The following is a 12,805-nucleotide window of genomic DNA, read 5'->3' as shown; positions in this document are numbered from 1 at the left end:
TATTTTATTATTTCATTTGACCGGGGATGACGGTGAGGATGATTTTGTGGCCGCCGCGGAGTACGTGTAACGGCGTGCGTTGCCCGATGACACTGTCGTTGAGTTGCTGGTGCAGGTCATCGACTGATGTTACTGCCTTTTCTCCAAAGCCTACTATGATGTCGCCGGTACGCAGCTCATTGTTGTATACCGGACCATCGGCCACTATCTCAAATATATATACGCCTGTTTTATTTGTGAGCCTATTCGCTGCCCGCATGCGCTCCGTGAGATTAACCGACTGTCCGGCTATACCCAACCAGGCTCGTTTTACCGTGCCATGGATGATCAGCTTGCCTGCTACATATGCTGCCAGGTTGGAGGATACGGCAAAGCATATTCCATGTGCCGTTGGTATCATGGCGGTGTTAACGCCAATCACCTGCCCTAATGAGTTCACCAATGGCCCACCTGAGTTGCCCGGGTTGAGGGAGGCGTCGGTTTGAATGATGTCATCGATCAGCCTACCATTGGTGGCCCGCAATGTTCGTCCCAAAGCACTTACTACTCCTGCGGTGACCGTGTGTTGTAATCCTAATGGGTTGCCTATTGCGATGGCAATCTGTCCGGGCTGCAACTGGCCGGAATCGGCAAAGGTCAATGCTTTCAGGTTGGTTTCATAAATCTTCAATACGGCGATGTCGGTAGAAGGGTCTGCTCCTTTGAGTTCTGCATTTACCAGCCGGCCGTCGGCCAGGGAGGCTTTTATGCTGGTGGCATTTTCTATGACGTGGTGGTTGGTAACGATGAAGCCATCGGACGAAATGATGAATCCTGATCCACTGCCGGGCGTGAGTCGCTCCTGCCGGGTTTGGCGATCGATCATTTTTTTGGTGACTTGTATATGTACTACGGCTTCAGCAACGGTATTTACTACGCCTGTAATCGTTTTAGAATAGGTGTCAAGCAGTGCTGCATCGGTATGCTGCACCAGTTGTACTGGTGTTGTGTTTTCCATACATGTTGCAGGTCAAACTTATGGCCAATTGTATTTCCTGTCAGGGTGGCGGGAAAGCAAGGTGTTAGCTTTTAGCTTTTGGCAGTTAGCAGAGCGGCCTGACGGATTGGGTGTTAACGCGGCTTTAACAGTGAGTCGGCGCGGGAGAGGCTTTCGAGTATTTCGTTCTTTACTTTATCGACTTTTACTTTTTCGGATTCGAGGTATTGGATGCGCAGGGTTTCATTGTCTTTGAGGGTATCGTCTTTGTATTTATCCATCCAGGTGCTCATTCCTTTATCCGCACTTTGTAATGCTTCGTGTATTGTAGTGAGTGTCTGCTGGTATTGTTTATCCTGCTGTTTGGCGGGCAGTTTGTTGAGGCTGTCGAGTTTTAGCTGGATCTGTGCAATGTACCTCCTGATATGGATTATTTTAGCCATTCCTACATCGTGGCCATCCATCACTTCTTTGCGAAGGGAATCGGCTTTGGAAACAGGTTTATCGCTGTATGCATTTTGGCGTGGTGTATCGGTAGCCTGGTCGTTGCAGGCAATGGCTGAAAGGATAGTAATAACTATAAATAATTTTATACGCTTATGCATAATTCTTTGCTTTTTATGTGTCTGTTAGGAATAGGATAACAAAATTACAATGGTTATTCCTGGCCGTTTATATTATTTTAGCCTTAAATACCGGTATTTATGAAAAAGCGCTGTGTGGGTTTTCTTGTATTTCTGTTGCTATCTCTGTTGTCTGCTGCGCAAAATAAATCTTCTTATAGTTACCGGTTTGGTGCGCAGGTGGCCTTTGGTCTGTCGAACATTGGCAATAATGAGGCAGGTATTGGCGGGCTTGCTGGTGCAGAGAACCGTTTTTCCAGGAACTTTGCCGTAGAGGTTGAAGGCAGTTATACCTATTTTATCGGTGACAAGGTATGGTATGAAGATGGCAAGAACAGGGCTTTTGTGCTGCCTGTGCTTGCTGGTATTAAAGGGTATCTATCTTCTCAGGTGTATGCCTCACTTCGTGCGGGCGCCGCCTGGTTTGCGTTGAATAGTATGAACAAGTCGGCTGTGCGGCCAGCGTATGGCATTGCAGCTGGCCTTAATGTGCCCAAATCGTCCAATCGCATCAATATTCAGCTGGGCTGGACCTCTTTCAGGTATGGTGGTACGCAAGCGGGTTACGCTACGTTATCGACTTCTATAAATATCAATTGATCTGCTATATGAGTAAACTTGCCAATTATGTAACCGGACGATGGATCACCGGCGATGGTACGGGGCAACCTCTGTACGATGCTGTGCATGGTTCATTGCTCGGTCATGCTTCTACTGAAGGTCTTGACTTTGGGGCCATTCTCGATTATGGAAGGAAAACCGGTGGCCCTGCTTTGCGAAAACTCACTTTTCATGAACGAGGACGCATGCTGCGCGCGCTGGCGCTTCACCTGCGTAATCACCTCGACAAGTTTTATAGGATCAGCTATCAAACAGGCGCTACGAAAGCGGATAGCTGGATCGATATCGAAGGGGGTATTGGTAACCTGTTTTCTTATGCTTCGCTTCGCCGCCAGTTTCCCGATGAACCTTTTTGCGTGGATGGGGAAGGGATAGTTTTGAGCAAGGCCGGGACTTTTATGGGCCATCATATCCTGGTGCCCCGGGAAGGTATCGCTATTCATATCAATGCTTTCAATTTCCCTGTATGGGGTATGCTGGAAAAGATCGCGGTGAACTTACTGGCCGGTGTACCTGCTGTGGTAAAGCCTGCTACTGTAACTTCTTTTCTTACTGAAGCTGTAGTAAAGGAAATTGTTGCTTCAGGTATTCTGCCTAACGGGGCTTTGCAATTGTTGTGTGGCTCTGCCGGCGATATGCTGGATCATGTGTCTTCGCAGGATGTCATCACTTTTACCGGTTCTGCTTCTACTGGTTTGAAGTTGAAGTCGAACCCAAGGATATTGTCGGAAAGTGTTCCTTTCAATATGGAAGCTGATTCGCTCAATTGTATTGTGCTGGGCGGGGATGTGGAACCGGATATGCCTGAATGGGATCTTTTTGTGAAGGAGGTGCGCAGGGAAATGACTGCGAAGGCCGGTCAAAAGTGTACGGCTATCCGCCGCATTTTTGTTCCGGAAAATAAAATGGAGGCTGCGTGGCAGGCAGTGGGCAAAGCGTTGGCGCAAACAACTATTGGTAATCCATTGAATGAAGGTGTACGCATGGGCGCGCTGGCTGGTCAATCGCAACGTGAGGAGGTAAGGAACCAGGTGCAAAAGCTACTGGCGTCTTCGCAGATCGTGTTTGGCTCGCTGGATAGTGTGCAGGTTGTAGATGCGGACGCGGAGAAGGGTGCTTTTATGAGTCCATTATTATTAATGAATGATAAGCCTTTTGAAAGTGCTGCTGTGCATGAAGTGGAGGCTTTTGGTCCTGTGAGTACTATCATGCCTTATAAATCAATGGCGGATGCTACCGAGCTGGCCAAAAAGGGTAAGGGCTCGCTCGTTTGTTCTATCGTAACGGCCGATCATTCGATTGCCCGGAACTTTGTGCTGGGGGCAGCTTCTCATCATGGCCGCATCCTTGTATTGAACCAGGAGTGTGCGAAGGAGAGTACCGGTCATGGTTCGCCGCTGCCGCTGCTGGTGCATGGCGGTCCGGGACGTGCGGGTGGTGGTGAAGAGATGGGTGGTGTTCGTGGTGTGAAGCATTATATGCAGCGGGTGGCGATCCAGGGTTCGCCTTCTGTGATCTCTTCTATCACGAATGTTTATCAACGTGGTGGTGCGGTGAAGGAAGACGAAAAGCATCCTTTCCGTAAATATTTTGAAGAGCTGGCTATCGGTGATACCGTGATCACGCACAAGCGTACCGTAACGGAAGCCGACATTGTGAACTTCGCGAATGTAAGCTGGGATCATTTTTATGCGCATACTGATCATACTTCACTGGAGGGAACGATTTTCGAGAAGCCTGTGGCGCATGGTTATTTTATTCTGAGTGCTGCTGCCGGCTTGTTTGTCGATGCGAAGAAGGGGCCTGTATTGTTGAATTATGGTTTAGAGGAATGCCGCTTCCTGAAGCCTGTGTATGCAGGAACCACCATCGGTGTTCAGCTTACGTGTAAAGAGAAGACGGTGCAGGAAAAGAAGGAAGGGGACGATGTAAAAAAGGGTATTGTCAAGTGGCTGGTAGAGGTTTCTGATCAAACCGGAGAGCCCGTAGCCATCGCCACGATCTTAACCATGGTCAAGTTAAAATATCAATAACGTTAACTTTTACAGTTATGATACAGGAAATTAAAAACGGTCATGTAAAAACTGAAACGCATAATGGTGTTACTACCATTGAGTTTTTTCATCCGCAAAGTAACTCTCTGCCCCACCGTATTCTGGAAGAGCTTGTTCATGCTATTCATGGCGCCGGCAACGAACGTGATACACGGGTGATCTTGCTGCGCTCTGCCGGTGACGGTGCTTTTTGTGCCGGCGCTTCTTTCGATGAGCTGGCTGCCATCACTACCAAGGAGGAAGGGCTGCAGTTTTTCAGCGGCTTTGCGCATGTGATCAATGCCATGCGTAAATGTCCCAAGTTCATCATCGCGCGTATACAGGGTAAGTGTGTGGGCGGTGGCGTAGGCCTTGCCGCTGCGGCTGATTATACCATTGCTATCGAGGGTGCGGACGTTAAACTGAGTGAGCTTTCTGTAGGTATTGGTCCTTTCGTTGTGGGTCCTGCTGTGGAGCGTAAGATCGGTACAGCTGCTTTCAGCCATTTGTCGATCGATGCTTCTATGTGGCGCAGCTCCGACTGGGCCAAGCGCAAAGGTCTATATGCCGAAGTACACAGCAGTGTTACTGAAATGGATGAGAGTATCGAACGGCTTTCGCATACGCTGGCGCATTCGAGTCCGGAGGCGATGGTGGAGATGAAGCATATGTTGTGGAAGGGGACTGAGCATTGGGATCATCTGCTTGCCGAGCGGGCTGCCATTAGTGGCAAGCTGGTGTTGAGTGCTTTTAGTAAGAATGCGATTGCGGCGTTTAAGGCGAAGAGGAAAGTCTGAACCTGGATTTGAGGGATTTTGAGGATAATGGCGATGTATTTGATTCGATCCTTTTATTTCGATAGCAGATTTCTCACCCTGTGTAATGGTTGTAAAGGCAGGTGCATATGGCAGGGTTCGAAATGACACGTTATATATAGATTGAGTTTTAAACTAAAAATGGTGAGCCGCCTTTTGAAGGCGACCCACCATTTTTAGTTTAATCTCATTCAGGGCCAGAGGCCCTGCAATAGCCTCACCAGCCAGAGGCTGGCGAGTGACCAGTGATATTCGTTTAATTCGTTTATATATTCAAGCCGCCGCAGGCGCTGATGACCTGGCCGGTGATGTATGAGCTGAGGTCGGAGGCGAGGAATAAGGTGGTGTCGGCCACTTCTTCTGCTTTGCCGAAACGGCCTAATGGTATTTTTTCCAGGAATGCTTTGGAGGCATCGCCATCTTTCAGGTAGTGGGTCATGTCTGTTTCGATGAATCCTGGTGCGATGGCGTTGCAACGGATGTTGCGGCTACCCAACTCATGGGCTATCGACTTGGTGAAGCCGATGATACCTGCTTTAGAGGCTGCATAGCTGCTTTGACCTGCATTGCCACGTATACCAATGATGGAGCTCATGTTGATGATGGATCCTTTTTTGGCTTTCATCATGGGGCGTATTACCTGTTTGGTCATGTTGTACACGCTCTTGAGGTTTACGTTTATCACGTCGTCCCACTGATCGGGGCTCAGGCGCAGCAGCAGGTTGTCTTTAGAGATACCGGCATTGTTTACGCAAACGTCTATGGTACCAAATTCTTTTGTGACATCGTTTACAAAGGTTTCGCTGGCGGCAAAGTCGGCAGCGTTGCTCTTGTATGCTTTGGCTTTTACGCCGAGAGCTTCTATCTTTTGTTGTAATGTGTTGGCTTTTTCTGCGCTGCTGTCACTTACATAAGTGAAGGCTATATTGGCTCCATGTTCAGCCAGCTTAAGGGCAATGGCTTCGCCGATACCGCGGGCTGCCCCTGTAACTATGGCTACTTTTCCTTCGAGTAATTTCATTTGATATTTTTTATTGTTTTTAGCCAAATGGAACGCCCTAACAAATCTTCCTTGTGTCAAAAAATTTACCTGGGCGTTTCATAACGATAATAAATTAGGGCCCGAATGTATTGAAAAACGCCTAATTTCTACAATTTCTGTGTGGGGCTGCTTGTTTATTAAAGGTTATAGCAGTGCAAAGACGGTTATGAAGAGTATAAATTTATAGCCTACATACATGATGATCGTATGTGCCAACAGCATTACCAATAATACAATCAGGTTATAGAACCATTTATATCGATAAAATCTTCTTATTGCCACGGCACTAAAAATGGCAAATACTATGTATCCAATTACGCCTAACCATCCATCTGCCATGTATGCATTATGAAGCTTCAGCCAACCGGCCAATGCCTCCCAGCCCATTAAAACCAAGGGGAATAACAGAAACCCAAAGAGGATAAAGAATGAATTGATCTCTGTAGCTAATACAAGGTGTTCATAAAAATATCTTCGGCGCCTGAAGGTTAATAACCACAGGGGTAGTGCTGTTAAAGGGATGACGAGGAAAAGCAGGATCTTAGAGGTCTTTTCTGATTTTTTAGCAAATTTTTCTCCCAATTGCGCTTTAGTGATGCCCGGGTGTGTTTGCAGGTAATGTTCAACTTTAGCCTCAGCATAGTTGCCATAAGTCTCCTTTTGTCCTACGTGTCCACCCAAGGTCATGTTGAGCCCCTGGAACCATGGAAACAACAGGTAAAGTATGACAATCATCAGGAAAAATGACACGGGCTTGAAGTAGGGCTGCCTGACGCCTCTGCAATAATCAACTGATAGTTTGCCGGGCCACCTGAAGATGGTTTTCAGTGTGGTGAAGAACTTTCCTTCAAAATGGGTAATGAAATGGACACCGTCTTCGAGGAAATGGGCGACGGTTTTATCGTGGTCGTGGAGTACTTTTTCGCCACAATTATTGCAGTAGTTACCTGTGAATGCGTTCCCGCAATTCAGGCAAGTGAGTGTTCCGGTCATGTGTGCTGTTAGTTTTCGGCTATGGCCAGTATTTCTTCGAGGTGTTTTCTTTCATTGCTCAGGCGAGGCACTTTGTGCTGTCCGCCTAATTTACCTTTACTTTTCAGCCATGTATTAAAGATACCTTTTTGGAGGGAACGCAGCAAGGGTTTGCGGAGGGCGATGTCTTTATGGCGTTTTGCTTCGTAATCGCTGTTGATGTTTTTGAGGGCAGTATCGAGGGCGTCTGTAAATGTGTCGATGTTGTCCGGCTCTTTTTCAAACTCTACCAGCCATTCGTGGGCACCGTTGCCTTCATCGCTAAAGTAAACGGGTGCTGCGGTATAATCGTTCACGATGGCTCCTGTTTGTTCACAGGCAATGGCCACTGCTTTATCGGTATTGTCGACAATGACTTCTTCGCCAAAGGCGTTGATGTAATGTTTGAGTCTGCCGCTTACTTTGATCCTGAATGGGCTAAGGGAGGTGAACCGGATGGTATCGCCTACGAGGTAGCGCCACAATCCGCCATTGGTGCTGATGACCAATGCGTAATTTTTACCCAGTTCTACTTCGCCAAGGCCAATGGTTTGCGGATGGGGTTTGCCATATTCTTCTATGGGCATGAACTCCATAAAGATGCCATGATCTACAAAGAGAAGCATGCCATCTTCGCCTGGTATGTCCTGTGCCGCAAAGAAGCCTTCGCTGGCATTGTACATTTCGAGGTAGTGGATAGGCTTTCCTATCAGTTTCTGGAACTGTTCTTTATAGGGCGTAAATGATACACCGCCGTGCATGTAGAGTTCAAGGTGGGGCCATACTTCGGCTATGTTCTTCTTGCCGGTGATCTCCAATATGCGGCGGAAGAGGACCAGCGTCCAAGTGGGTACGCCGGATATCGATGTCACGTTTTCTTTAATGGTGTTCTGGGCCAGCATTTCTATTTTGCTTTCCCATTCGTCCATGAGGGCTATGCTCAGGTCGGGTGTACGCAACCAATGGCCCCAGAAGGGTGAGTTTTGTAGCAGTACCGCGCTCAGGTCGCCATACTTCGCCTCCTGGTTGAGGGGGTTGATGGTGTGACTGCCGCCCAGGACCAATCCTTTTCCTGTAAGGAGGTCCGACTCGGGATTGAACTGGTAGTAGAAGGTGAGCACATCTTTGGTTGCTTTGTAATGGCAATCTTCGAGGCTCTCATCGCTTACGGGGATGAACTTACTTTTATCGCTGGTGGTGCCGCTGCTTTTGGCAAACCAATAGACGGGGGTATTCCATATCACATTCTGCTCTCCTTCCATGGTGCGCTGGATATAGGGCTTCATGTCCTCATATTCATGGATGGGCACCGTTTGTTTGAAGGAGCGAATATTAAATAGTTCTGAAAAGTTGTATTTGCGGCCAAACTCTGTGTTTTGTGCGGAGGTAACCAGGTCCTGTAATACCTCACGCTGCGCGTCGGCCGGATTGTTTTTCCAACCTTCGATGCGCCACAACCTCATGCGGGCCAGGGATGATATGGCAGGCGATAATAGTTTCACCATCGGCAAAATAAAGAATAATCACGACAGTCGGATACCCGACGTGGTGACTATCGTGTTTATCATTGTTTTTTAATGTGTTATTCGATGTCTTCTATACGATTCAGCTCCGACAAAGCTTGCTGACCTTTCATGGCTTCTTCGTGCAGATAATCTTTCCGCTTTAATTCAAAATTGCGGCCAAGGTACAGGCGTCGTACCTGTTCGTCTTCGGCCAGCTCTTCGGCGGTGCCATGTTTGAATATTTTTCCATCTATGAGCAGGTAGGCGCGGTCGCAGATGGAAAGGGTTTCGTTTACGTTGTGATCGGTGATGAGGATACCGATGTTCCTGTATTTAAGGCGCGCTACTACTGTTTGTATATCTTCTACCGCGATAGGGTCCACGCCGGCAAAGGGCTCATCGAGGAGGATGAACTTGGGGTCAACTGCGAGGGCACGGGCTATTTCTGTTCTGCGGCGTTCTCCTCCACTAAGGCTGTCGCCATTGTTTTTACGGACGTGGTGGAGGCGGAATTCATCGAGGAGGGCTTCGAGTTTCTCTTTCTGCTGGGCTTTCTTCAGTTTGGTCATTTCCAATACTGCCATGATGTTCTGTTCTACCGTGAGCTTACGGAATACGGAGGCTTCCTGTGGCAGGTAGCCAATGCCCAGTTGTGCTCTTTTGTACATGGGCAGGCGGGTAATTTCTTCGGTATCGAGGAAAACCTTGCCTTCATCGGGCTTGATAAGGCCTACTACCATGTAGAAACTCGTGGTCTTTCCGGCCCCATTGGGTCCCAGCAACCCTACAATCTCGCCTTGCTTTACGCTGACGGAGACATGGTTAACAACGGTACGGTTGCGATATATCTTTACGAGGTCCCGGGTATGAATTTCACTGATCACGTGTTATTACGTTTAAAGACAAAAATACCGGAACTAATCCATTTGATTTGGGCGGAAAGCCGGTTTGATGACAAAATAATGTTAAACAGTCTGGCTGACAAGTATTTGCCATCCGGGTTTCGTTGATTATGTTTGCACGCTGTTTTGGTCGGCAATCGATCCCGACAGGAGTCGGAAGCAATCGACAGTTTAGGATGATGACCTGCTCTGTTAAGCAGGTTGATGATTTGAGAGTTATTGAAATAGACCCAGTTATAACAATTTTACATGAAAGTAATCGATCACATCAGGCAGGCAAGCAAGCCGCTGATCTCGTTTGAAATATTACCTCCTCTGAAGGGCAAGACCATCAATTCTATCTTCGATCACCTGGATCCGCTCATGGAGTTCAAGCCTTCTTTTATCAATGTTACTTATCACCGTAGTGAGCATGTGTTCAAGAAAAAGGCTGATGGCACTTTCGATAAGGTAGAGGTGCGTAAAAGGCCGGGTACCGTAGGTATCTGTGCTGCTATCATGAACCACTACCGGGTTGATGCCGTACCGCACCTTATCTGCGGTGGTTTCAACAAGCGTGAGACTGAAGACGCCCTGATCGACCTGAACTTTATCGGTGTTGACAATGTGCTGGTGCTTCGTGGTGACGCCGCCAAGAATGAAACTGTTTTTGAACCAGAGCCCGGCGGCAACCGCTATGCGCTGGACCTGCTGAAGCAGGTGACCAACCTGAATAATGGTATTTACCTCGAAGAAGATATCCGTGATGGTTTTCGCACTAAGTTCTGTATCGGTGTGGCTGGTTACCCTGAAAAGCATTTTGAGGCACCCAACTTACAGAACGACCTGTCGTACCTGAAGGCGAAGGTTGAAGCCGGCGCTGAATATGTCGTTACACAGATGTTCTTCGACAACCAGAAGTATTTTGATTTTGTGAAGCGCTGCCGGGAAGAGGGTATCGATATTCCGATCATCCCAGGTCTGAAGCCGATCACTAATAAGAAGCAGTTGAGTGTGATCCCCCGCACTTTCCACGTAGATATTCCTACTGAGCTCAGTAATGAGATCCTGAAGGCTAAGTCTGATGCTGATGTTGAGCAGATCGGCACGGAATGGCTGCTGAAGCAATCGAAGGAATTGAAGGCTGCTAATGTGCCCGTGTTGCACTATTACACATTGGGTAAGCCGAAAGTGATCTGGAATGCAGTGAAGGAGATTGTTTAATAAATTGGGCTAAAGCCCAGTGGAGGTGTTGAATCTTTTAACCCGGCCCTAAAGGACCGGGCAATTCATAAAGCAAGAGGGTCGACTTAGGTCGACCCTCTTGCTTTTAATGGCTTAGTATCTTTTATTTTATTGGCAATGTCTTTAAAACTGCGTCGTTGACTTTGACGGGGTATTTCTTTTTTAGTTGTGCTATCCACAGGTCTTCGAGGGCTGCCTGGTAATCGTTGATCACGAATCCGCGGGCATCGGTAAAGCTGCGGGGCTCGCGGTCTTTGTATATCTTAATGATGTAGGCAAAGGTGCGGCTGTTGTCTGTTTCATTTTTAACTGGCGCCGTAATGAGCTTAGGTTGGAAGTTAGTACGTTCTACCACCGGTATCTGCCCCAACTCAAACCGGCCTGAATCGGCCTGGATAGCGCCATCGCTCAATTCCATCAGCGTTTTCCAGGTGCGGTAATCATCCTCCAGTTTCTTTCTTGCATCTCCTGCTGCTGCTTCTGTAGCTGCTGTCACTATGATGGCGTCGGCACTGGCTTCCCACCAGTAATTATTCTTGTGGGCGTCGTAATGTTTCTTCAGGCCTATGGTATCGGCTGCCGCTTTGTCCCAGATGTTGCGCTGCATGATCTCGAATAGCAGGTTGCCTTCTTTGAATTCATTGAGCTGGTAAGCGAAATCTTTATTGTAGGTTTCGAGGTGCTCGCGATAGTAGTCGAAGGCTGACTGTTCTATGAACTGATCCAGGAGTTGTGCATTGGTTTTACCTGCGCGCAGGTCTTCTATGCCACGTATCGTTTCCAGATAAGCCTGCCAGTCTTTTACGCGGAAGGTTTGTTTACCGATTGTAAATAGCGGTGTGCTGGCGGTAATGCCTGCCGGTAAGGGGGCTTTCTTGCTTTGGATGGTATTGTTTGTGAATGTCGACAGGCTCGTCTCATTTACCGGTAGTTTTTTGAACCCGGTAGTCTGTAGTATCTTCTTGTACAACACCTTTTTGGCTACTTCGAGGCGATCGCTTTGGAGTACCTGTTGTTTTGTTTCTTCCTGCCATTGTTTGTTGGCCTTATCATCTGGTATTGGTACTTGTTGCAGCCGCTTTATAATGTGGTATCCAAACTCCGTCAATACCGGGCGGGCTATTTCGTCGTCTTTACTGAGACCAAAGGCGGCACTTTCAAAGGCCGGTGTATACCTGCCTACTCCAAAGGTCATCATTTCGCCTCCTGTCTGGAAGGTGAGGTTATCATCGCTAAACGTAGCTGCCAGCTGTTTGAAGTCGCCTCCTTTCTGTAAAGCATTGTAAATGGAATCGGCTCTTTTAGCAACCGCCTGTTTTTGGGCATCGGTTGCGTCGGGAGTAAAGGCCAGGAGTATCTGTGCAGCTCTCATTTTGCCAATGGCTTTTCGCTCTGCGATCACTTTAAAGAGGTGGTATCCATTTTTGCTACGCAGCGGGCTTGTGTACTTACCAACGGGCGTGCTGTATACCAGGGTTTCCATAGCATAGGGCAATGAGAATACTGTAATGTATCCCAGGTCGCCTTTGTTCGTGTTTACTGCAGGATCTTCTGAATAGGCCAAGGCCGTTTTTGTGAAATCATCGCCGCTTTGCAGGCGCGCGTATGCTTCGTTGGCTTTGGCTTGTGCCTGTTTCACTTGTTCGGCAGTGGCTGATGGGCCGGCTGCTATGAAGATGTGGGCAACATGGAAGTCTTTTTTGCTGCGCTCCATTGCTTCTTCGACCAATACGCTTATGCTGGCTTCATCGTTCATGAAGCTTTCTACCACCTGGTTGCGGAAGGCTGCCAGTTCTGATTTCTGATTGGGCAGCGTGTCGAGCCTTGCCTCCATGGCGGCCTGTACTTTTACTTTAAACCTGGTGTACAGGTCGAGGTAATCGCGGTAGGATTGCGCTGTTGGTGTGGTTTCGGTATTGTTCTTATTATAGGCTTTCAGAAATTCTTCTTTGGAAACCGTGCGGGTTCCATAGGTGAACAGGGTTTGGGCATGTGCTGCGGCCACACTGGTTGTGCATAGTGTGGCTACTATTACTTTTCGCAGGAATGTCAT

11 protein-coding genes are annotated in these 12,805 nt (G+C 47.9%); 4 read left to right on the top strand and 7 right to left on the bottom strand.

Features of this window, described 5'->3' with window-relative positions:
- Positions 1 to 7 precede the first annotated feature (7 nt).
- Complete coding sequence (locus AC5JBY_RS05875) at positions 8 to 997, bottom strand: S1C family serine protease (protein WP_495903631.1); 990 nt, start codon at positions 995 to 997, stop codon at positions 8 to 10.
- Between the two features lie 113 nt (positions 998 to 1,110).
- Positions 1,111 to 1,581 (bottom strand): viral A-type inclusion protein, encoded by a 471-nt coding sequence (locus tag AC5JBY_RS05870; protein ID WP_495903630.1) that lies wholly within the window; start codon positions 1,579 to 1,581, stop codon positions 1,111 to 1,113.
- 99 nt (positions 1,582 to 1,680) lie between these two features.
- Between AC5JBY_RS05870 and AC5JBY_RS05865 the strand changes: the two genes are divergently transcribed.
- The 3 genes from AC5JBY_RS05865 to AC5JBY_RS05855 are packed head-to-tail and all read left to right on the top strand — an operon-like array spanning position 1,681 to position 5,050.
- Positions 1,681 to 2,199: a hypothetical protein gene (locus tag AC5JBY_RS05865; RefSeq protein ID WP_495903629.1), complete on the top strand. Its 519-nt coding sequence runs from the start codon at positions 1,681 to 1,683 to the stop codon at positions 2,197 to 2,199.
- 8 nt (positions 2,200 to 2,207) lie between these two features.
- Positions 2,208 to 4,253 (top strand): phenylacetic acid degradation bifunctional protein PaaZ, encoded by a 2,046-nt coding sequence (gene paaZ / locus AC5JBY_RS05860; protein WP_495903628.1) that lies wholly within the window; start codon positions 2,208 to 2,210, stop codon positions 4,251 to 4,253.
- A 17-nt stretch (positions 4,254 to 4,270) separates the two neighbouring features.
- Positions 4,271 to 5,050 carry an enoyl-CoA hydratase/isomerase family protein gene (locus AC5JBY_RS05855; RefSeq protein ID WP_495903627.1) on the top strand — a complete coding sequence of 260 codons (780 nt, stop codon included), beginning with the start codon at positions 4,271 to 4,273 and terminating at the stop codon, positions 5,048 to 5,050.
- A 283-nt stretch (positions 5,051 to 5,333) separates the two neighbouring features.
- Here AC5JBY_RS05855 and fabG read toward each other — a convergent pair whose 3' ends face one another.
- From fabG to lptB, 4 genes are all read right to left on the bottom strand, one after another.
- A complete protein-coding gene (fabG, locus tag AC5JBY_RS05850; protein ID WP_495903626.1) occupies positions 5,334 to 6,089 on the bottom strand; it encodes a 3-oxoacyl-[acyl-carrier-protein] reductase in 756 nt (251 codons plus the stop codon).
- A 165-nt stretch (positions 6,090 to 6,254) separates the two neighbouring features.
- Positions 6,255 to 7,103, bottom strand: a complete 849-nt coding sequence (locus AC5JBY_RS05845) for a DUF3667 domain-containing protein (protein ID WP_495903625.1) — start codon at positions 7,101 to 7,103, stop codon at positions 6,255 to 6,257.
- Between the two features lie 8 nt (positions 7,104 to 7,111).
- Positions 7,112 to 8,626 carry a GH3 auxin-responsive promoter family protein gene (locus AC5JBY_RS05840; RefSeq protein ID WP_495903624.1) on the bottom strand — a complete coding sequence of 505 codons (1,515 nt, stop codon included), beginning with the start codon at positions 8,624 to 8,626 and terminating at the stop codon, positions 7,112 to 7,114.
- Positions 8,627 to 8,703: 77 nt separating this feature from the next.
- Positions 8,704 to 9,510: an LPS export ABC transporter ATP-binding protein gene (gene lptB, locus AC5JBY_RS05835; protein WP_495903623.1), complete on the bottom strand. Its 807-nt coding sequence runs from the start codon at positions 9,508 to 9,510 to the stop codon at positions 8,704 to 8,706.
- Between the two features lie 267 nt (positions 9,511 to 9,777).
- Here lptB and metF point away from each other — a divergent pair, with 267 nt between their 5' ends.
- Positions 9,778 to 10,731, top strand: coding sequence for a methylenetetrahydrofolate reductase [NAD(P)H] (gene metF / locus AC5JBY_RS05830; protein ID WP_495903622.1), 954 nt, complete (start codon positions 9,778 to 9,780; stop codon positions 10,729 to 10,731).
- A gap of 124 nt (positions 10,732 to 10,855) precedes the next feature.
- Here the strand turns inward: metF and AC5JBY_RS05825 are convergent, their stop codons facing one another.
- Entirely contained in the window at positions 10,856 to 12,805 is a 1,950-nt protein-coding gene (locus tag AC5JBY_RS05825) for a peptidylprolyl isomerase (RefSeq protein ID WP_495903621.1), read from the bottom strand.

The organism is Paraflavitalea sp. (assembly GCF_059502485.1).
The sequence above is the reverse complement of the archived record's forward strand: the minus strand, read 5'-3'. Positions and strand labels throughout refer to the sequence as shown.

Excerpts from the sequence above, each read along its gene's own strand:
- AC5JBY_RS05875 (WP_495903631.1), bottom strand. The coding sequence starts at position 997 with ATGGAAAACACAACACCAGTACAACTGGTGCAGCATACCGATGCAGCA.
- AC5JBY_RS05870 (WP_495903630.1), bottom strand. The coding sequence starts at position 1,581 with ATGCATAAGCGTATAAAATTATTTATAGTTATTACTATCCTTTCAGCC.
- AC5JBY_RS05865 (WP_495903629.1), top strand. The coding sequence starts at position 1,681 with ATGAAAAAGCGCTGTGTGGGTTTTCTTGTATTTCTGTTGCTATCTCTG.
- paaZ (WP_495903628.1), top strand. The coding sequence starts at position 2,208 with ATGAGTAAACTTGCCAATTATGTAACCGGACGATGGATCACCGGCGAT.
- AC5JBY_RS05855 (WP_495903627.1), top strand. The coding sequence starts at position 4,271 with ATGATACAGGAAATTAAAAACGGTCATGTAAAAACTGAAACGCATAAT.
- fabG (WP_495903626.1), bottom strand. The coding sequence starts at position 6,089 with ATGAAATTACTCGAAGGAAAAGTAGCCATAGTTACAGGGGCAGCCCGC.
- AC5JBY_RS05845 (WP_495903625.1), bottom strand. The coding sequence starts at position 7,103 with ATGACCGGAACACTCACTTGCCTGAATTGCGGGAACGCATTCACAGGT.
- AC5JBY_RS05840 (WP_495903624.1), bottom strand. The coding sequence starts at position 8,626 with ATGGTGAAACTATTATCGCCTGCCATATCATCCCTGGCCCGCATGAGG.
- metF (WP_495903622.1), top strand. The coding sequence starts at position 9,778 with ATGAAAGTAATCGATCACATCAGGCAGGCAAGCAAGCCGCTGATCTCG.
- AC5JBY_RS05825 (WP_495903621.1), bottom strand. The coding sequence starts at position 12,805 with ATGACATTCCTGCGAAAAGTAATAGTAGCCACACTATGCACAACCAGT.